This is a genomic window from Arthrobacter sp. TJ-265, assembly GCF_058269135.1.
The window spans coordinates 360,531-381,160 of record NZ_JBZCND010000001.1; the positions used below are offsets into that span (position 1 = coordinate 360,531).

General features: G+C 67.9%; 15 protein-coding genes and 1 tRNA gene. 13 read left to right on the top strand and 3 right to left on the bottom strand.

Annotated elements, in window-relative coordinates; translation table 11 throughout:
- Window positions 1–3 precede the first annotated feature (3 nt).
- Window positions 4–1,254, bottom strand: a complete 1,251-nt coding sequence (locus AC4D2E_RS01710; protein WP_258069771.1) for a pyridoxal phosphate-dependent aminotransferase — start codon at window positions 1,252–1,254, stop codon at window positions 4–6.
- Window positions 1,255–1,507: 253 nt separating this feature from the next.
- Here AC4D2E_RS01710 and AC4D2E_RS01715 point away from each other — a divergent pair.
- The 8 genes from AC4D2E_RS01715 (at window position 1,508) to rplL (ending at window position 6,908) form a co-directional block, all read left to right on the top strand.
- Window positions 1,508–1,580 (top strand) — tRNA-Trp (locus tag AC4D2E_RS01715).
- A gap of 153 nt (window positions 1,581–1,733) precedes the next feature.
- A complete protein-coding gene (secE, locus tag AC4D2E_RS01720) occupies window positions 1,734–1,991 on the top strand; it encodes a preprotein translocase subunit SecE (protein ID WP_258069770.1) in 258 nt (85 codons plus the stop codon).
- Window positions 1,992–2,095: 104 nt separating this feature from the next.
- Window positions 2,096–3,013 carry a transcription termination/antitermination protein NusG gene (nusG, locus tag AC4D2E_RS01725; protein ID WP_490951492.1) on the top strand — a complete coding sequence of 306 codons (918 nt, stop codon included), beginning with the start codon at window positions 2,096–2,098 and terminating at the stop codon, window positions 3,011–3,013.
- Window positions 3,014–3,135: 122 nt separating this feature from the next.
- Complete coding sequence (rplK, locus tag AC4D2E_RS01730; RefSeq protein WP_043440576.1) at window positions 3,136–3,567, top strand: 50S ribosomal protein L11; 432 nt, start codon at window positions 3,136–3,138, stop codon at window positions 3,565–3,567.
- Between the two features lie 142 nt (window positions 3,568–3,709).
- Entirely contained in the window at window positions 3,710–4,414 is a 705-nt protein-coding gene (gene rplA, locus AC4D2E_RS01735) for a 50S ribosomal protein L1 (protein WP_104121382.1), read from the top strand.
- Between the two features lie 103 nt (window positions 4,415–4,517).
- Window positions 4,518–5,636, top strand: coding sequence for a GNAT family N-acetyltransferase (locus AC4D2E_RS01740; protein ID WP_490951493.1), 1,119 nt, complete (start codon window positions 4,518–4,520; stop codon window positions 5,634–5,636).
- A gap of 234 nt (window positions 5,637–5,870) precedes the next feature.
- Window positions 5,871–6,473, top strand: a complete 603-nt coding sequence (gene rplJ, locus AC4D2E_RS01745; RefSeq protein ID WP_104166401.1) for a 50S ribosomal protein L10 — start codon at window positions 5,871–5,873, stop codon at window positions 6,471–6,473.
- A gap of 57 nt (window positions 6,474–6,530) precedes the next feature.
- Window positions 6,531–6,908 (top strand): 50S ribosomal protein L7/L12, encoded by a 378-nt coding sequence (rplL, locus tag AC4D2E_RS01750; RefSeq protein ID WP_104121380.1) that lies wholly within the window; start codon window positions 6,531–6,533, stop codon window positions 6,906–6,908.
- Window positions 6,909–7,007: 99 nt separating this feature from the next.
- Here the strand turns inward: rplL and AC4D2E_RS01755 are convergent, their stop codons facing one another.
- Together AC4D2E_RS01755 and idi are read right to left on the bottom strand one after the other, a co-directional pair.
- Window positions 7,008–8,207 carry an acetyl-CoA C-acetyltransferase gene (locus tag AC4D2E_RS01755; protein ID WP_104166399.1) on the bottom strand — a complete coding sequence of 400 codons (1,200 nt, stop codon included), beginning with the start codon at window positions 8,205–8,207 and terminating at the stop codon, window positions 7,008–7,010.
- A gap of 74 nt (window positions 8,208–8,281) precedes the next feature.
- The gene (gene idi, locus AC4D2E_RS01760) at window positions 8,282–8,893 is read right to left on the bottom strand and encodes an isopentenyl-diphosphate Delta-isomerase (protein WP_104166397.1); all 612 of its coding nucleotides are present in this window, start codon (window positions 8,891–8,893) and stop codon (window positions 8,282–8,284) included.
- A gap of 123 nt (window positions 8,894–9,016) precedes the next feature.
- On the opposite strand from idi, the gene AC4D2E_RS01765 reads away from it, so the two are divergent.
- From AC4D2E_RS01765 to AC4D2E_RS01785, 5 genes are all read left to right on the top strand, one after another.
- Entirely contained in the window at window positions 9,017–10,084 is a 1,068-nt protein-coding gene (locus AC4D2E_RS01765) for a polyprenyl synthetase family protein (protein ID WP_490909924.1), read from the top strand.
- 6 nt (window positions 10,085–10,090) lie between these two features.
- Window positions 10,091–10,984 carry a phytoene/squalene synthase family protein gene (locus AC4D2E_RS01770; protein ID WP_490951494.1) on the top strand — a complete coding sequence of 298 codons (894 nt, stop codon included), beginning with the start codon at window positions 10,091–10,093 and terminating at the stop codon, window positions 10,982–10,984.
- Window positions 10,981–12,603 carry a phytoene desaturase family protein gene (crtI, locus tag AC4D2E_RS01775; protein ID WP_490951495.1) on the top strand — a complete coding sequence of 541 codons (1,623 nt, stop codon included), beginning with the start codon at window positions 10,981–10,983 and terminating at the stop codon, window positions 12,601–12,603. The genes AC4D2E_RS01770 and crtI overlap by 4 nt, the downstream gene beginning before the upstream one ends.
- A 313-nt stretch (window positions 12,604–12,916) precedes the next feature.
- Window positions 12,917–16,426 (top strand): DNA-directed RNA polymerase subunit beta, encoded by a 3,510-nt coding sequence (rpoB, locus tag AC4D2E_RS01780; protein ID WP_104166389.1) that lies wholly within the window; start codon window positions 12,917–12,919, stop codon window positions 16,424–16,426.
- 197 nt (window positions 16,427–16,623) lie between these two features.
- Window positions 16,624–20,517: a DNA-directed RNA polymerase subunit beta' gene (locus tag AC4D2E_RS01785; RefSeq protein WP_104166387.1), complete on the top strand. Its 3,894-nt coding sequence runs from the start codon at window positions 16,624–16,626 to the stop codon at window positions 20,515–20,517.
- Window positions 20,518–20,630 lie beyond the last annotated feature (113 nt).

The following is a 20,630-nucleotide window of genomic DNA, read 5'->3' on the forward strand; positions in this document are numbered from 1 at the left end:
GCGTCAGCGGACGGACCCGAGGAACTCCTGCAGCCGGCGCACACCCGTCGCGAGGTCCTCGTCGCCGAGGGCGTAGGACAACCGCAGGTACCCGCTGGGCCCGAAGGCCTCGCCGGGAACGACGGCGACCTCCACCCTCTCGAGGATCAGTGCGGCGAGTTCGGCGGACGTCGCGGGCGTGGCGCCGTCGAAGCTCCTGCCGAGGAGGGCGCGGACATCCGCGTAGGCGTAGAAGGCCCCGTGCGGGGTGGGGCATTCGACACCCTCGATCGCGTCGAGCGCCGAGACCATCGCGCGGCGCCGCCGGTCGAACGCGACCTTCATCTCCTCGACCGCCGTCAGCGGGCCCGAGACGGCGGCGAGCGCCGCCATCTGCGGCACGTTCGAGACGTTCGACGTCGCGTGCGACTGCAGGTTGGTCGCCGCCTTCACGAGGTCGTTCGGTCCGATCATCCAGCCCACGCGCCATCCGGTCATCGCATAGGTCTTCGCGACGCCGTTGAGCACCACCACCCTGTCGCCGAGGGCGGGGGCCGCCGTCGCGATCGAGGTGAACGGGACGTCGTCGTACGTCAGGTGCTCGTAGATCTCGTCGGTGACGACCCACAGTCCGCGCGCCGCGGCCCACTCGCCGATCTCCCGTACGGCGTCCGGGCCGTACACCGCACCGGTGGGGTTGGACGGCGAGACGAAGAGGAGCACCTTGGTGCGCGGCGTCAGGGCGGCCGCCAGCTGGTCCACCGTCACCAGGTAACCCTGCTCGGGGCCGGCGAACACCTCGACCGGCACACCGCCGGCCAGGCGGATGGCCTCGGGGTAGGTGGTCCAGAACGGAGTGGGTACCAGGACCTCGTCCCCGGGATCGAGGAGCGCGGCGAAGGATTCGTACACGGCCTGCTTGCCGCCGTTCGTCACCAGCACCTGGGACGGGTCGACGCCGTAGCCGGAGTCGCGCAGCGTCTTGGCGGCGATCGCCTGCTTCAGTTCCGGCAGTCCGCCGGCGGGGGAGTAGCGGTGGAACCGCGGCTGGCGGGCCGCCTCGATCGCCGCCTCGACGATGTAGTCCGGGGTGGGGAAGTCGGGCTCACCCGCGCCGAACCCGATCACGGGGCGCCCGGCAGCCTTCAGGGCCTTGGCCTTGGCGTCCACAGCGAGTGTCGCGGACTCCGCGATCGAGCCGATCCGTCGGGAGATCCGGGGGAGTGCTGCGCGGGCGGAGTCGTCGGTCGTCGCGTTCATCGGGTCCCGTTCCATGGGGGGCAAGTGTCTCGTCCCAGCTTAGGCGCTGGCACCTGCCGGGGCCCGAACAGGGCCGCCTCCCTGCGCCGGAGCGTCCGCGCGGCCGCTGCCGTGCCACGTCCGGGGAAGGCGCCGTGGCGGGGGCGCATGCTGCCGGTTCGACGTTCCGGCGGTGAATGCGTAGACTTGTCCCTCGGTGTTGAAACACCATGATGGTTCGTGCCCTCCCCGGGCCGTCCGGAGTGGAGCTGTACCGGTTCAAGACCAAAGGGTAGTGGCGCAATTGGTAGCGCAGCGGTCTCCAAAACCGCAGGTTGCAGGTTCGAGTCCTGTCTGCCCTGCGCGTGGCCTTCGCGGAACGACGGCGAAGGCACGGCAGAAACAGATCACGAAGTCCCGACGCAGGTATCGGTTCCGCGCGACGGTAAACATGATCAGCTGGACGCGCCTCTGGTGGTCCGGCTGGAACACCACACAGATTGATGAGGTTGACGGTGACCGATACGGCTGCGAGCAGCTCCAAGGGAAGCCCCTCCGAGAAGAAGGAACCCCAGCGCGGGTTCTTCGGACGCATCATGCTGTTCATCCGCCAGGTCCTTGCGGAGCTCGGGAAGGTCGTCACGCCGACCCGCCGGGAGCTGGTCCGATTCACCATCACCGTCCTCGTCTTCGTGATCATCATGATGCTCATCGTGACCGGACTGGACCTCCTGTTCGGGGCCGGCGCGCTGTGGGTGTTCGGCGGCAACTGACGTTGCCCTGGGGGACACCCCACCGACGCACCGCCGGCGGAGCGCCGGGTCGAGTGCAGGCAAGCAGAACAACCTTCGAAGAATGTCAGAAAGCAGGCGGCTAGGTGTCCGAGCAAGAACTCGAACGGCAGATCACTCCCGAAGATGGTCTGGAGAACGAGGAGTACGGGACGGAGGCGGAGGTGGACTCCGCCGACATCGACGTGCCTGCTGACGGCTCCGACGCGGTCGACGACTCCACCGACTCCGACCTCGAGGCCACGGCGATCGACGCCGTCGACGAGGCCGCAGCCTCCGACGCCGACACTGCCGCCGATGACGACGACTACGACGACGCCGACGAAGCGGATGCCGTGTCCGGGGACGCCAAGGCGGAGGCCCCGGAAGCCACCGACGAGGCCGCCGAGGAAGCTCCCGTCGAGGACCCCGTGGTCGCGTTCAAGGCGAAACTCCGCCGCCAGGAGGGCGACTGGTTCGTCATCCACTCCTACGCCGGCTACGAGAACCGCGTGAAGGCGAACCTCGAGACCCGCATCCAGACGCTGGACATGGAAGACTACATCTTCGAGATCCAGGTCCCGATGGAAGAGGTCGTCGAGATCAAGAACACCACGCGGAAGATCGTCAACCGCGTGCGTATCCCCGGCTACGTACTGGTCCGTATGGAACTGACCGACGAGTCCTGGGGTGCCGTACGGCACACCCCGGGCGTCACCGGCTTCGTGGGCAATGCCCACAACCCGGTCCCGCTGAGCCTCTCCGAGGTCTTCTCGATGCTCGAGCACACCATCGTCCACACGGACGCGGTGTCCGGCAAGCCCGTCCAGCCGCAGTTCACCCCCGCAACGGTCAACTTCGAGGTCGGCGAGTCCGTCACCGTCAACGAGGGCCCCTTCGAGACCCTCCCGGCGACGATCTCCGAGATCAAGCACGAGTCGCAGCAGCTCGTCGTGCTCGTCTCGATCTTCGAGCGCGAGACCCCGGTCACGCTCTCCTACAACCAGGTCACCAAGATCCAGTAAAGCTTCGGTGCCACCCGGCGTGCTTGGCCGGGGGCACCGTGAAGGCCGTCACGCCATGACGGCCACCACCCCGCAGGACGCTCCTGTCCCGCGGGATCGCAATGCAAGAGAAGGACCCTTTCATGGCCCCCAAGAAAAAGGTCACCGGCCTCATCAAGCTGCAGATCAATGCAGGTGCCGCCAACCCGGCCCCTCCCATCGGTCCCGCGCTTGGCCAGCACGGTGTCAACATCATGGAATTCTGCAAGGCGTACAACGCCGCCACGGAGTCCCAGCGCGGCAACGTCATCCCCGTCGAGATCACGGTGTACGAGGACCGTTCGTTCACCTTCGTCACGAAGACCCCGCCGGCAGCCGAGTTGATCAAGAAGGCGGCCGGAGTCGCCAAGGGCTCGGGGACGCCCCACACGGTCAAGGTCGCCAAGCTGACCAACGCCCAGGTCGAGGAGATCGCCACCATGAAGATGGAAGACCTCAACGCCAACGACGTCCAGGCAGCCGCGAAGATCATCGCCGGTACCGCCCGCTCCATGGGCATCACGGTCGAGGGCTAACCACCCCACCCCCGCCCGGTCCGGCTTCGACGGACAGGGCACACCACCAATAGGCACGACGGCGACGCTCCCGCGGACGACGTCGTGAGTGGCAGGGCCCAGCGCGGTCCGCAGACCACGACTGCATAAGGAGAACAAGCAGATGGCACAGCGCAGCAAAGCATACAAGGGAGCTGCCGCGAAGATCGAGGCGGACAAGCAGTACGCCCCCCTCGAAGCGGTAGTCCTCGCGAAGGAGACCAACCCTTCCACGTTCGACGCCACGGTCGAGGTGTCCTTCCGTCTCGGAGTGGATCCCCGCAAGGCGGACCAGATGGTCCGCGGCACCGTGAACCTCCCCCACGGCACCGGCAAGACCGCCCGCGTCCTGGTCTTCGCGACCGGCGAGAAGGCAGAGGCGGCCATCGCGGCCGGCGCCGACTTCGTCGGGTCCGACGACATGATCGAAAAGGTCTCCGGCGGCTGGACCGACTTCGACGCGGCCGTAGCGACCCCTGACCTCATGGGCAAGGTTGGACGCCTCGGAAAGATCCTCGGCCCCCGCAACCTGATGCCGAACCCGAAGACCGGTACGGTCACGGCAGATGTCGCGAAGGCCGTCACCGACATCAAGGGTGGCAAGATCGACTTCCGCGTCGACAAGCACTCGAACCTCCACTTCATCATCGGCAAGGTGTCCTTCGACGAGCAGAAGCTGGGCGAGAACTACGCCGCGGCGCTCGAGGAGATCCTCCGCCTGAAGCCCTCCGCCTCGAAGGGCCGCTACATCCAGAAGGCGACCGTCTCGACGACCTTCGGTCCCGGCATCTCCGTCGACCCGAACGTCACCAAGGTCTTCGCCGTCTGAGGCGTTGTTCCCGAAGAAGCCCCGCGGCATCAGCCGCGGGGCTTCTTCGTGTCTGGGGGCAACAGTGATTGAGGGGTCCCAATCGCAGGGCTATGCTGGGCCCGTGATCACGGCGACCATCGAGCAGCTACCGATTCCCCGCACGCTCGACGTCGAGGGAGGCGACGGGTTCCGGCGGAGCGCGGCCGTGAGCAACGCGGTGGAGCACGCCGTGTGGGGTCATGACGATTTCTGCACGGCGCCGGACGAGCGAATCGCGATGATGCAGCCGAGCCCCGATCGTGAGTACGTGCTCGGGGTGGCGCGGGACGGTGGCAGCATCGTGGCCAACGCGCGCCTCGGCTTCCCGCTCCGGGACAACCTGCAGGCGGCATTCCTGCAGATCGAGGTGCTACCGGCGTACCGGCGGCGGGGGCTGGGTGCCGCGCTGCTGGCCTTCGCGGAGCAGCAGGTGCGGCTCAGGGGGCGTACCACGATCATGTCCTGGAGCGACGTGGCCGTCGGGGACGACCGGGACCAGGGTGCCATGATCGTCCCGCCGACCGGCGCGGGATCCTTCCCCGCCGGCGATGCGTCCGCGATCCTCGCCCTGCGGTCGGGATTCGAGCTCGTCCAGGTGGATCGCCTGAGTGTGCTGCACCTCGACCGGCTGGAGGGCGTGCAGCAACTGGAGCAGGATGCGGGCAGGGTGGGCGCGCCCGACTACGAGCTGGTGGCGTGGGGTGGGCGCTGCCCGGACGGGCTGCTGGCGGACTACTCCCTGCTGCGCCGGAAGATGAGCACCGACCCGCCGCTCGGCGGCTTCGCCCAGGAGGAGGAGCAGTGGGACGCGGACCGCATCCGTCGGGAGGAGGGGAGGTCCGCGGAGGGCGGGACATCGACCCTCGTCTGCGCGGCACGGCACCGGCCCAGCGGACACCTCGTAGGGCACACCATCCTCGAGCGCTTCGCCTCCAGGCCCGCCATCGTCCACCAGGAGGACACGCTGGTCCTCAACGAGCATCGGGGCCACCGGCTCGGCCTGTGGCTCAAGGCGGCCAACCTCCGGCGTGTGCTCGCGGAATGGCCCGGCGCGGAGCGCGTCTACACCTGGAACGCCGAGGAGAACACGTTCATGCTCGACGTGAACGTGGCACTCGGCTTCCGGCCGGCGGGCCGGACGGCAGGCTGGCAGAAGGTGCTTCCCCCGCACCGATTTGGAGACGCCTCGGGCGTCACGTAGGCTTGAAGCACCAAAGACCGTCGGTCGGTCCGCGTCCGCTTCCCGGTTGCTCACTCGTGAGCTGCAGGGAAGAAGGATCAGGATCCGAAAGTGCCCGTGAGGGACGGCCTACGCAGGTGAACGAAGCTCCTCTCCACTGGCCCCGGCCCGTGTCGAGCAAAGCCCCGTGCATCTGCGCGGGGCGTTTTTCATTGGAGCTGGAAAGCCGGCGCATATTCCCCCGGAAGGAGGGTTATGGCAACGCCAACAAAGGTTTCCGCAGTGGATGAGATCGCCACCGATTTCAAGGAATCCACCGCCGCTGTCCTGACCGAATACCGCGGGCTCACCGTTGCTCAGCTGAAGAACCTGCGTCGTGCGCTCGGCACCGACAACAAGTTCTCCGTCGTCAAGAACACCCTGACCGGCATCGCGGCGAAGGAAGCAGGCATCGACGCATTCGATGGCCAGCTCTCCGGACCTACCGCGATCGCCTTCATCAAGGGCGACGCCGTTGCTGCAGCCAAGAGCCTCACGGATTTCGCGAAAGCCAACCCGAAGCTCGTCATCAAGACCGGAATCTTCGAGGGCAAGGCGCTCAACGCCTCCGAGGTCATCGCCCTGGCGGCCCTCGAGTCCCGTGAACTCCAGCTCGCCCGGGTGGCCGGTGTCCTCAAGGCACCGATGTCCTCCCTGGCACGCACCGTCGATGCCCTGCGCATCAAGCTCGAGGAGGGAAGCGACGCTGCACCTGCAGCCGATGCCGACGCTCCCGCTGCAACCGAGGAAGCCGCTGCGCCCGCAGAAGCTCCCGCGGAGGCTCCCGTCGAGGAAGCCGCAGCACCCGAAGCGAACTAGTTTCCCTTCGCCCCACATATTCCGGTGCACTGCACCACTAAAGGAAGGACGCCTCCCATGGCGAAACTCACCAACGAAGAGCTCATCGAGGCCTTCAAGGAACTGTCCATCATCGAACTCTCGGACTTCGTGAAGCTGTTCGAGGAGACCTTCGATGTCACCGCTGCTGCAGTTGCAGTCGCCGGCCCCGCCGGCGGCGGCGCAGATGCTGTCGAAGAGGAGCAGACCGCGTTCGACGTCGTCCTCGAGGCTGCAGGCGACAAGAAGATCGCAGTGATCAAGGAAGTTCGCGCGCTCACCTCGCTGGGCCTGAAGGAAGCCAAGGACGTCGTCGACAGCGCGCCCAAGGCCGTCCTCGAAGGTGCCACCAAGGAAGCCGCAGAGAAGGCCAAGGAGGCCCTCGAGGCCGCCGGCGCCACCGTTACCCTCAAGTAACACCTCCGGCCGGCACGTGCCGGCCGCTCGCACGACGGAAGAGCCCCGCTTCTCACGAAGCGGGGCTCTTCTCGTATGACAGGAGGATCGGGGGACGCCTCAGCGCCAGAGGAGGAGGGCTTCGCCCTGGCCGCCTCCGCCGCACAGGCTGACAGCGGACTTCCCGGTCCCGCGGCGCGCGAGCTCCATGGCCGCGTGCAACGCCAGCCGGGCACCCGACGCTCCGATGGGGTGGCCGAGCGCGATCGCCCCGCCATGGATGTTGCACTTCTCGAGCGGGTAGTCGAGGTCCTTGAGCGACTGCACGGCCACCGAGCCGAACGCCTCGTTGATCTCGATGAAGTCCAGATCGGCCGCGGACCACCCCGCACGGTCGAGGGCCTGGCTGATGGCGGCCGAGGGCTGCGAGTGGAGCGTGTTGTCCGGGCCCGCCACCTGGCCCGGGCGGCCGACGACGGCGAGCACCGTGAGCCCGAGCTCCTCGGCATGGGCGCGGGTGGTGACGACGAGCGCGGCGGCGCCGTCGGACAGCGGGGAGGAGTTGCCCGCCGTGATCGCGCCGTCCGGGTTGAACGCCGGCCGCAGCTTCGCGAGCGACTCCACGCTCGTCGTCGGGCGGATGCCCTCGTCGGCCGTGAGGACGACGTCGTCGCCCTTGCGCTGCGGTACGGTCACCGGGACGATCTCCTCCGCGAGGACCCCGCCGTCCGTGGCAGCCGCGGCCCGCTGGTGGGACGCCGCGGCGACCGCGTCCTGGGCCGTGCGGTCGATCTCGAGCCGCACGTTGCCGCGTTCGGTCGAGGCCCCCATCGACTCGTCGTCGAACGCATCGGTCAGCCCGTCGTGGGCCACGGAGTCGAGGGCGTGGATGGACCCGTAGGTCCATCCCTGACGGGCGCCCGGGAGCAGGTGGGGACCACGCGTCATGGACTCCTGGCCGCCTGCCACGACGACGCGCGCCTCGCCGCTGCGGATCAGCCGGGCGGCGTCGATCACGGCGGTGAGCCCGGACAGGCACACCTTGTTGAGGGTGACGGCCGGGACGTTCCAGGGGATGCCCGCCTTGACGGCCGACTGCCGCGCGGGGTTCTGGCCGCAGCCCGCCTGCACCACGTGGCCCATGATGACGGCGTCCACGGCGGAGGGATCGACCCCCGCCCGCTCCAGCGCACCCGTGATGGCGAGCGCGCCGAGGTCGACGGCGGTGAAGGAGGCGAGCTGTCCGTTGAGGCGCCCGAGGGGTGTGCGGGCTCCGCCGACGAGGACGACGTCGTCGGGGGCTGGCGTGGGTGTCGCCATGGCGAAACTCTCTTTCGTCGTTGAAATGGTGCCGCTACCAGATTAGGGCCTGGTCCCTCCGCCTCCGACCGGGTTCAGTCGCGCCGGTGCGGCCCCGGCCCGTCGGCGCCCTGCGGGTAGAGCAGCGGGAGCTGGAGGGTCAGCCAGGGGCTGAACGCCCACGGGGTGGCGGTGACGGCACGCACGAGGCTCCGAGCGTCCACCCACTGGTGGTCCATGACCTCCTCGGGCAGGGGGGCCACGGCGCTGTCGGCGAGGGCCGTGTAGACGGGGCAGATCTCGTTCTCGACGATCCCGCCGGCGTCCACGGCCCGGTAACGGAAGTCGGGCAGTGCGGCCCGCACGTCCCTGACGGTGAACCCGAGTTCCTGGGCGGCACGCCGGTGCACCGCATCCTCGAAGTCCTCGCCCGGGGCGGGGTGCCCGCAGAAGGAGTTGGTCCATACGCCTGGCCAGGCCTTCTTGCCGAGCGCGCGCCGGGTCACGAGGATGCGCCCCTCGCCGTCGAACACGTGGGTCGAGAAGGCGAGGTGGAGGGGCGTGTCGAGGGTGTGGACGGTCGCCTTCTCCTGCGTCCCGAGCGGCGTGCCGTCCTCCGCGAGCAGCACGACGAGCTCGGCGTCCCGCCGTGTGCCGCCGCCCCTACCGGCCGTCCCGTGCTCGATCGTTCCTGTTTCGCTCGCCATGGTGGCTCTCTTTTCGCTGGTTGTCCGCGCGTGGCGCGGGGGGCGGCGTCGCCGCGTGGCCGGCCCGCCGCCGTCCGCCCCCGCGTGTCGTCAAGGGCGCACTTTCCGTTGTTTACTTTACCTATGGACATGGACACTCTGCTGGTCGAGCCCGCCGGGCTGGAGCAGGTCGAGGATGCCCTCGGGCGGTTCTTCGAGGAGTCCAAGAACCGCGCCGCGAAGATCGGCCCCGGCTATCACGCCCTGTGGGAGACCCTCGAGCGGTGCACCACGGGTGGCAAGCGCTTCCGGCCCCGCCTCGTGATGTCCGCCTACCAGATGCTCGGCGGGCGTGACCTCGACAACGCCGCCGAACTCGGCGCGGCGTTCGAGCTCCTCCACACGGCCCTGATCGTGCACGACGACGTGATCGACCGCGACTTCGTCCGCCGGGGGATCCCGAACGTGTCCGGCCGCTACCGCAGTGTGGCGGAGGCCGCGGGCCTGTCCCCGGACGGAGCACGCCACGTCGGGCTCTCCGCCGGGGTCATCGCCGGCGACCTCGCACTGTCCAACGCCTACCGCCTGCTCGAGCGGGTCGCCGCCCCGCCCGCCACGCGCCGCCGGCTGGGGGGCATCCTCGACGACGCCGTGTTCGCCTCCGCGGCCGGGGAGTTCCTCGACGTCGAGACCTCCCTCAGCGCCGACGTGCCCCCGCTCGAGGACATCGTCCAGATGGCCCGCCTCAAGACGTCGGTGTACTCCTTCGAGGGGCCCCTCCAGGCCGGCGCCGTCCTCGCGGGCGCCGAGGAGGAAGTGGTCGAACGGCTCGGCGACTTCGGGCGCGACGCCGGGATCGCCTACCAGATCGCCGACGACCTGCTCGGCGTCTTCGGCAGCGAGACGCGCACCGGGAAGACGAACTGGGGGGACCTGCGCGAGGGCAAGCGGACGGCGCTCCTGTCCTACATGTCCGCGCGCCCCGAATGGGAGAGCATCTCCTCGCTCGTCGGGAGCCCCGGCATGTCGGCGTCGGACGCCGACTTCGTGCGGCGGATCCTCGTGGACAGCGGTGCGAAGGACTACTCCGCGGATCTCGCCGCCCAGTACGCGTCGCGTGCCCGCACGCACCTTGAGTCGGCGGCGGTGCCGTCCGCCCTGCGGTCCGCGCTCGAACCGGTCGTGACCGCCGTCGTGGACAGGGTGCACTGAGTGGGCGTGGACGATTCGCTCGCGCGCTACACCGACGCCGCGCTGAGGACCTCCGCCGAGGTCATCCGCTGCTACTCGACGTCCTTCGGCCTGGCGTCGAGGATCCTCGACCGCACCACGCGCAGCGCCATCGAGGCCGTGTACGCCCTCGTGCGCGTGGCGGACGAGATCGTCGACGGCGCCGCTGCCGGGGCCGGCCTCTCCGACGCGGATGTGGAGCGACTGCTCGACGACCTCGAGCGGGACACCGAGACGGCCATGGCCACGGGCTACAGCGCCAACCTCGTGGTGCACGCCTTCGCGGTCACGGCGAGGAGCACCGGCATCGGCGTCGACCTCACCCGCCCCTTCTTCGCCTCGATGCGCGCCGACATCACCCAGCACGAGCACACCCAGGAGTCCTTCGACCTGTACGTGTACGGCTCGGCGGAGGTCGTCGGGCTCATGTGCCTGAAGGCGTTCCTAGTGGGCCGGACGGTTCCGCCCGAGGAGGACGCCGTGCTGGTCGACGGCGCACGGCACCTGGGCGCGGCCTTCCAGAAGATCAACTTCCTGCGGGACCTCGCCGAGGACTTCACGACCCTCGGGCGCAGCTACTTCCCCGGCGTCCGGCCCGGCAACTTCACCGAGGCGGACAAGAACCGCCTGCTGGACGACATCGACGAGGACCTGCGGATCTCGGCCGCCGCTCTCCCGGGGCTGCCCCCGACGTCGCGCCGCGCCGTCGCCCTCGCACAGGGCCTGTTCACCGACCTCGCGGTGCGCCTCCGGCGCACACCCGCCGAGGAACTCCTTCGGGCACGGATCAGGGTTCCCAACCCGGTGAAGTTCCGCATCATGGCGCAAGCCTTCACCGGTCGCGCGGTACCGGAACCTGCCGCGCAGGAGAGGACGGCATGACCGCACAGCAGAGCAGGCGCGCACGTGTGGGGGCGAAGGACGTCGTCGTGATCGGCGGCGGGATCGGCGGACTGGCGACGTCGGCCCTCCTGGCACGGGAGGGCCACCGCGTCACCCTGCTGGAGAAGCGGGACGAGGTCGGCGGCCGGGCGGGGTCCTGGGAACAGGACGGCTTCCGCTTCGACACCGGCCCCTCCTGGTACCTGATGCCCGAGGTGATCGACCACTTCTTCAAGCTGATGGGCACGAGCGCCGCGGAGCAGCTCGAGCTGGTGAAGCTCGACCCCGGCTACCGCGTCATCTTCGAGGAGGGCTTCGACGCCGTCGACGTCCCCGCGGACCGGGAGGCCGTCACCAAGCTCTTCGAGTCCCTCGAGGCCGGGGCCGGCGAGCAGCTCTCGCAGTACCTGGACTCCGCCGAGGATGCCTACGAGATCGCCAAGAAGCGCTTCCTCTACTCGACGTTCCAGTCCTTCCTCCCGTTCCTCCGGCCCGACGTCCTGAAGCGGCTGCCCCGCATCGGCCTGCTCCTCCTGCAGCCGCTGCAGTCGTTCGTCGAGAAGCGGTTCGAGGACCCCCGTCTCCAGCAGATCCTCGGGTATCCGGCCGTCTTCCTCGGCAGTTCGCCCTTCGACGCCCCGAGCATGTACCACCTGATGAGCCACCTCGACCTCGACGACGGTGTGCTCTATCCGATGGGCGGCTTCACGACGCTCATCGACGCGATGCGCCGCGTCGCGGAGGGCGCGGGCGTCGAGATCCGCACCGGTGCCGACGTCGTCTCGATCGACACGGACGCACGCACGCCCGGCCGGTCGCCCCTGGACCGCCGGACCGCGACGGTGCGGTCGGTCACCTACCGCACCGCGGACACGACGACGTCGACCGCCGCCGACCTCGTCGTCTCCGCAGCCGATCTCCACCACACGGAGACGACCCTCCTGCCGTCGGACCTCCAGACCTACCCGGAGAAGTACTGGAAGAAGCGCGTCCCCGGACCGAGCGCGCTGCTGCTGTACCTGGGCGTGCGCGGCACCCTCCCGCAGCTCGAACACCACACGCTGCTGTTCAGCACCGACTGGCGGGACAACTTCGGACGGATCTTCGGCAAGGAGACCTCGGTGCCCTCGCCGGCGTCGCTCTACGTCTGCCGTCCCAGCGCCACGGACGATTCCGTCGCGCCCGAGGGCCACGAGAACGTCTTCGTGCTCGTGCCCATCCCCGCGGACGTGGGGATCGGCAAGGGCGGGCTGGAGCGCGGGGGAGACCCGCGGGTCGAGGACCTCGCCGACGCCGTCATCGGCCAGATCTCCGAGTGGGCGGGCATCCCCGATCTGGCGGAGCGCGTCGTAGTGCGGCGCAGCTACGGACCGCAGGACTTCGCGGAGGACCTCAACGCCTGGCGGGGGACCTCCCTCGGACCGGCGCACATCCTGAAGCAGAGCGCGTTCTTCCGCGGCTCGAACCGCAGCGCGAAGGTGGAGAACCTGTTCTACGCGGGCAGCTCCACCGTGCCGGGCATCGGCATCCCGATGTGCCTGATCAGTGCCGAACTGATCGTCAAGCGGCTCCGCGGCGACGTGAGCACGGGCCCGCTCCCGGAGCCCGCCGCCGGGTAGGGCCGGAGCCCGCGCGCCCGGCCTTCCCCATCTCCACTCCCCGATGCGAGGCGCGGCGGCTTGACGGAAAAGGGGGAGAGGAGCTATTGGACTTATTCCTGCCCTTCCCGTAGTGTAGGTCTTTGCGTCTTCCCTCGAACCTCAGCCTTCATATAGCGGTGGGCTTTGCTCTGCTCTCGTCATTTGACCTGGCCCCACGGTTGGGACGGATGTGAGCAGACTCCGGTGAGCACTGAGATCCCCGCAGCATCCTGCGGTGGCGGTGCCGAGATGAAGGCGCTGACAAGCCTGACGGTCTGTGGAAGGATCCCTCTTGGTCGCCCCGAGCACCTCTAATAATGCAACCGCTACCAGCCAGGTCGACGCCGACGGCGCCGCACCCCGGCTCTCATTCGCAAAGATTCACGAACCGCTTGACGTTCCCAATCTCCTCGCGCTCCAGACGGACAGTTTCGACTGGCTCGTCGGCAACGAGCGCTGGAAGACCCGTGTAGAGGAAGCGCTCGAGAAGGGGCTGCAGGGCTTCGCCACCACCTCCGGCCTCGCGGACATCTTCGAGGAGATCTCCCCGATCGAGGACTTCCAGGGCACCATGTCCCTGAGCTTCTCCGAGCCCGAGTTCGCCGACCCCAAGTACACGATGGCCGAGTGCAAGGATCGCGACGCGACCTACTCCGCCCCGCTGTACGTCAAGGCCGAGTTCATGAACAACAACACGGGTGAGATCAAGCAGCAGACCGTGTTCATGGGTGACTTCCCCCTCATGACCGACAAGGGCACCTTCGTCATCAACGGCACCGAGCGTGTCGTCGTGTCGCAGCTCGTCCGTTCGCCGGGCGCCTACTTCGAGCGCACCGCCGACAAGACCAGTGACAAGGACATCTTCAGCGCGAAGATCATCCCGTCGCGCGGTGCCTGGTTCGAGCTCGAGATCGACAAGCGCGACCAGGTCGGCGTCCGCCTCGACCGCAAGCGCAAGCAGTCCGTCACCGTGCTCCTGAAGGCGCTCGGCTGGACCGAGGGCCAGATCCTCGAGGAGTTCGGCCAGTACGACTCCATCCGCGCCACCATGGAGAAGGATGCCACGGAGACCCGCGAGGACGCCCTCCTGGACATCTACCGCAAGCTGCGACCAGGCGAGCCCCCCACGGTCGAGGCTGCCCAGACGCTGCTGGACAACCTGTACTTCAACCCCAAGCGCTACGATCTCGCCAAGGTCGGCCGGTACAAGATCAACCGCAAGCTCGGCATCGACAAGGACCTCACGGATTCCGACGCGTCGGTGCTGAACATCGACGACATCGTCGCGATGATCAAGTTCCTGGTCGCGCTGCACGCCGGCGAGAAGACCCTCGGCGGCAAGCGTGACGGCGGCGACGTCGAGCTGCGCGTCGAGGTCGACGACATCGACCACTTCGGCAACCGTCGCATCCGTGCGGTGGGCGAGCTCATCGAGAACCAGGTCCGCACGGGCCTGTCCCGGATGGAGCGCGTCGTCCGCGAGCGGATGACCACGCAGGACGTCGAGGCGATCACGCCGCAGACCCTGATCAACATCCGCCCCGTCGTCGCCGCGATCAAGGAGTTCTTCGGGACCTCCCAGCTCTCGCAGTTCATGGACCAGAACAACCCCCTCGCCGGCCTGACGCACAAGCGTCGCCTGTCCGCGCTGGGCCCCGGTGGTCTGTCCCGTGACCGTGCAGGCATGGAAGTCCGAGACGTCCACCCCTCGCACTACGGACGCATGTGCCCCATCGAGACCCCTGAAGGCCCGAACATCGGCCTGATCGGTTCGTTGGCCTCCTACGGCCGGATCAACGCGTTCGGCTTCATCGAGACCCCGTACCGCAAGGTCGTCGACGGCATCGTCACCGACCAGATCGACTACCTCACCGCCGACGACGAGGTGGAGCGCCTCATCGCCCAGGCGAACGCGCCCCTCGCCGCGGACAACACGTTCGTCGAGGACATGGTCCTCGTCCGGACCCGCGGTGGTTCCGGCGAGCCCGTGCTCGTCGTGCCCGGCGAGGTCGAGTACATGGACGTCTCCCCGCGCCAGATGGTGTCCGTCGCGACAGCGATGATCCCGTTCCTGGAGCACGACGACGCGAACCGCGCCCTCATGGGTGCGAACATGCAGCGCCAGGCCGTGCCCCTGCTCCGTTCCGAGCGCCCCCTCGTGGGGACCGGCATGGAGAAGAACGCCGCCGTCGACGCCGGTGACGCCGTCACCGCGACGAAGGCCGGCGTCGTCAAGGAGGTGTCGGCGGACCTCGTCAGCATCCTCAACGACGACGGCACCGAGACGAACTACCCGATCATGAAGTTCGCCCGTTCCAACCAGGGCAACGCGTACAACCAGCGCGTCCTGGTCGCCGAGGGTGACCGCGTCGAGTACAACACGATCATCGCCGACGGTCCCTCCACGGACCAGGGCGAGCTCGCGCTCGGCAAGAACATGCTCGTCGCGTTCATGTCCTGGGAGGGTCACAACTTCGAGGACGCGATCATCCTGTCGCAGCGCATCGTCTCCGACGACGTCCTGACGTCGATCCACATCGAGGAGCACGAGGTCGATGCCCGCGACACCAAGCTCGGTGCCGAGGAGATCACGCGTGACATCCCGAACGTCTCCGAGGAGGTCCTCGGAGCCCTCGACGAGCGCGGCATCATCCACATCGGTGCCGAGGTCGAGGCCGGAGACATCCTCGTGGGCCGTGTCACCCCCAAGGGCGAGACGGAACTGACCCCCGAGGAGCGCCTGTTGCGCGCCATCTTCGGCGAGAAGAGCCGCGAAGTCCGCGACACCTCGCTGAAGGTCCCCCACGGCGAGTCCGGTACGGTCATCGGCGTGCGCATCTTCGATCGCGACAACGACGACGAGCTCCCCCCGGGCGTCAACCAGCTCGTCCGCGTGTACGTGGCGCAGAAGCGCAAGATCACCGACGGTGACAAGCTCGCCGGCCGCCACGGCAACAAGGGCGTCATCTCCAAGATCCTCCCGATCGAGGACATGCCGTTCCTGGAGGACGGCACGCCCGTCGACATCGTCCTGAACCCGCTGGGTGTCCCGGGCCGCATGAACGTGGGACAGGTCCTCGAGATCCACCTCGGCTGGGCAGCCAAGCAGGGCTGGAAGATCGAGGGCGAGCCCGAGTGGCTGAAGAACCTCCCGAACCTTCCCCGGGAGATCTCCTCGACCACCGTCGCGACCCCCGTGTTCGACGGCGCCACCGAGGACGAGATCGTCGGCCTGCTCGGTTCCACGAACGTCACCCGCGACGGACAGCGCCTCATCGGCGAGTCCGGCAAGGCGCGACTGTTCGACGGCCGCTCCGGCGAGCCGTTCCCGGACCCGATCTCGGTCGGCTACATGTACATCCTGAAACTCCACCACCTGGTGGACGACAAGATCCACGCGCGTTCCACCGGCCCGTACTCGATGATCACGCAGCAGCCGCTGGGTGGTAAGGCACAGTTCGGTGGCCAGCGCTTCGGCGAGATGGAAGTCTGGGCCCTCGAGGCCTACGGCGCGGCGTACACGCTGCAGGAACTCCTGACCATCAAGTCGGACGACATCCACGGACGCGTCAAGGTCTACGAGGCCATCGTCAAGGGCGAGAACATCCCCGAGCCGGGTGTTCCCGAGTCCTTCAAGGTCCTGATCAAGGAAATGCAGTCGCTCTGCCTGAACGTGGAAGTCCTCTCCACCGACGGCACGACGATCGAGATGCGTGACTCGGATGAAGAAGTCTTCCGGGCCGCGGAGGAACTGGGCATCGACCTCTCACGGGCCGAGCCGAGTTCTGTCGAAGAGGTTTAGGCGACATCCGGACCTTGCCCGGTCCGGCGCCTGGAGGAAGGCGGCTTTAATATTTCGGAGGCCGCCCGCGGCCGAGGAAATTTCGTTGTCGCCGTTCCAGGCGTTGGACCGGGCACCCCGGGGCACCAGCCGGCACCTTTCCGCCGCACCCCATAAGACTTCAAGAATTTAGAGAACAAAGAGAGAACAGGGACCCTATGTCCAGCGAATCCTCCTTCGGCCTCATGCGAATCGGACTTGCCACCGCGGACGAAATCCGCGGCTGGTCCTACGGCGAGGTCAAGAAGCCGGAAACCATCAACTACCGCACGCTCAAGCCCGAGAAGGACGGCCTCTTCTGCGAGAAGATCTTCGGCCCTTCCCGCGACTGGGAGTGCTACTGCGGCAAGTACAAGCGAGTGCGCTTCAAGGGCATCATCTGTGAGCGCTGCGGCGTCGAGGTGACGCGTGCCAAGGTGCGCCGTGAGCGCATGGGGCACATCGAGCTCGCCGCTCCCGTCACGCACATCTGGTACTTCAAGGGCGTCCCCTCGCGCCTGGGCTACCTCCTCGACCTGGCGCCGAAGGACCTCGAGAAGGTCATCTACTTCGCCGCCTACATGATCACCTCGGTCGACGAGGAGAACCGCCACGCCGAACTGCCGAACCTCCAGGCCGAACACGACCTCGAGAAGAAGCAGATGACGGACCAGCGTGACGCCGACATCGCCGCGATCGCCAAGGACCTCGAGGACGAGCTCGCCCGCCTCGAAGGAGAGGGCGCCAAGGCCGCCGACAAGAAGAAGGCCCGTGACTCCGCCGACCGCCAGATGGCGAACGTCCGCAAGCGCGCCGACGCCGACATCGAGCGCCTGGTCCAGGTCTGGGAGCGCTTCAAGACCCTGAAGGTCGCCGACCTCGAGGGTGACGAAGGCCTGTACCGCGAGCTGCGCGACCGCTACGGCCTGTACTTCGAGGGCTCCATGGGCGCCGAGGCGATCAAGAAGCGCCTCGAGAACTTCGACATGCCGGCCGAGGCCGAGATGCTGCGCGACATCATCCAGAACGGCAAGGGACAGCGCAAGACGCGCGCCCTGAAGCGCCTCAAGGTGGTCAACGCGTTCCTGACGACGACGAACAGCCCGCTGGGCATGGTCCTCGACGCCGTCCCGGTGATTCCGCCGGAACTGCGCCCGATGGTCCAGCTCGACGGCGGCCGTTTTGCGACGTCCGACCTCAACGACCTGTACCGCCGCGTGATCAACCGCAACAACCGCCTGAAGCGCCTGCTCGACCTCGGGGCCCCCGAGATCATCGTGAACAACGAGAAGCGCATGCTGCAGGAAGCCGTCGATTCGCTGTTCGACAACGGCCGCCGCGGCCGTCCGGTCACCGGACCGGGCAACCGCCCCCTGAAGTCCCTCTCGGACATGCTCAAGGGCAAGCAGGGTCGTTTCCGCCAGAACCTCCTCGGCAAGCGCGTCGACTACTCGGGCCGGTCGGTCATCGTCGTCGGCCCGCAGCTGAAGCTGCACCAGTGCGGTCTGCCCAAGCAGATGGCCCTGGAGCTCTTCAAGCCGTTCGTGATGAAGCGCCTGGTGGACCTCAACCACGCGCAGAACATCAAGAGCGCCAAGCGCATGGTCGAGCGGTACCGTCCCCAGGTGTGGGACGTCCTCGAAGAGATCATCACCGAGCACCCCGTGCTGCTGAACCGTGCACCCACCCTGCACCGGCTCGGCATCCAGGCGTTCGAGCCGCAGCTGGTCGAAGGCAAGGCGCTGCAGCTCCACCCGCTGGTCTGCGGTGCGTTCAACGCCGACTTCGACGGCGACCAGATGGCAGTCCACCTGCCGCTGAGCCCCGAGGCCCAGGCCGAGGCGCGCATCCTGATGCTCTCCTCGAACAACATCCTGAAGCCGTCCGACGGCCGTCCCGTCACCCTGCCCTCGCAGGACATGATCATCGGTCTGCACCACCTCACCACCAAGCGTGAGGGAAGTGCCGGCGAAGGCCGCGTCTTCACGAGCATGGCCGAGGCCGTCATGGCGTTCGACATGGGTTCCCTCCACCTCAACTCGGTGGTCCGGATCCGCGTCGACAACTTCGTGCCCAGCGCCGACATCGCCGCTCCCGAGGGCTGGGAGCCCGGCACGCCGGCACTGATCGAGACGTCGCTCGGACAGGTCCTGTTCAACGAGACGCTTCCCCTGGACTACCCCTGGGTGGAGAAGGTCGCCGACAAGGGCCAGCTCTCGACGATCGTCAACGATCTCGCCGAGCGCTACCCGAAGGTCGTCACGGCGGCCACGCTGGACAACCTGAAGGACGCCGGTTTCTACTGGGCCACCCGCTCCGGTGTCACCGTCGCGATCTCCGACATCTCCGCGCCGATCAACAAGGCCGGCATCATGGAGGGCTACGAGACGCAGGCCGCCAAGGTCCAGTCGCAGTTCGACAAGGGCCTCATCGCCGACGAGGAGCGCCGCCAGGAGCTCATCGACATCTGGAACAAGGCCACCAACGAGGTCGCCGCCTCCATGCGCGCCGCCATGCCGAAGGACAACACCATCAACCGCATGGTGTCCTCCGGTGCACGAGGCAACTGGCTGCAGGTCCGCCAGATCGCGGGTATCCGTGGCCTGGTGGCGAACCCCAAGGGCGAGATCATCCCGCGTCCGATCAAGTCCTCGTACCGCGAGGGCCTGTCGGTCCTGGAGTACTTCATCGCCACGCACGGTGCCCGTAAGGGCCTCGCCGATACCGCCCTGCGTACCGCCAACTCGGGGTACCTGACGCGTCGCCTCGTCGACGTGTCGCAGGACGTCATCGTCCGCGAGGACGACTGCGGCACCGAGCGCGGGCTCAAGGTCACCATCGCCGTGCCGAACGCCGACGGCGAACTGGTCCTGCACGAAGAGGTCGAGAACTCGGCGTACGCACGGACGCTGGCCACCGACGTCGTCGACTCCAAGGGCAAGGTGCTCGCTGCCGCGGGCTCCGACGTCGGAGACGTGGTCATCGGTGAACTGTTCGAGGCCGGCATCTCCGACATCAAGGTCCGCTCCGTACTCACCTGTGAGTCCAGCGTCGGCACCTGCGCGCTCTGCTACGGCCGGTCGCTCGCGACCGGCAAGACCGTGGACATCGGAGAGGCCGTCGGCATCATCGCCGCGCAGTCGATCGGTGAGCCAGGCACGCAGCTGACGATGCGTACCTTCCACACCGGTGGTGTGGCGTCGGCCGAGGACATCACCCAGGGTCTGCCCCGTATCCAGGAGCTCTTCGAGGCGCGTACCCCCAAGGGTGTCGCCCCTATCTCCGAGGTCGCAGGGCGCGTCACCATCGAGGATGCCGAGAAGCAGCTTCGCCTGGTGGTCACCCCCGACGACGGCTCCGAGGAGATCGCGTACCCGGTCCTGCGCCGTGCACGCCTCCTGGTGACCGACGGCGAGCACGTCGAGGTCGGGCAGCAGCTCGTCTTCGGCGCGGTCGACCCGAAGCAGATCCTCAGGATCCTCGGCCCCCGCAAGGCCCAGGAGTTCCTGGTGGACGAGGTCCAGCGCGTGTATCGCAGCCAGGGTGTGGGCATCCACGACAAGCACGTGGAGGTCATCGTCCGCCAGATGCTGCGCCGCGTCACCGTGATCGAGTCCGGCGAGTCGGACCTGCTCCCCGGTGAGCTGGCCGAGCGTCGCCGCTTCGAGGACGAGAACCGTCGCGTGGTGTCCGAGGGCAAGAAGCCGGCCTCCGGCCGTCCCGAGCTCATGGGTATCACCAAGGCGTCGCTCGCCACCGAGTCGTGGCTGTCCGCCGCGTCCTTCCAGGAGACCACGCGTGTCCTCACGCAGGCCGCCATGGAAGGCAAGAGCGACCCGCTGCTCGGCCTCAAGGAGAACGTCATCATCGGTAAGCTCATCCCGGCCGGCACCGGCCTGGACCGCTACACGAAGGTCACGGTCGAGCCCACCGAGGAAGCGAAGGCGAACCTCTTCACCGGCCCGAGCGCGTTCAGCGACTTCGACTACGCCGGAGTCGAGGGCGGCCTGAGCCCCGAGTTCCACGCGATCCCGCTGGACGACTACGACATGGGTAACAGCGACTTCCGCTGAGCACAGCACCCATGAGGAAGGCCCCGGACCCTGCGGTCCGGGGCCTTCCCCCATTCCGGGCCCTCCGCCCCTACCATGCGGGGGGAGGGCTGCCCGTACAGGGGCACACCCCA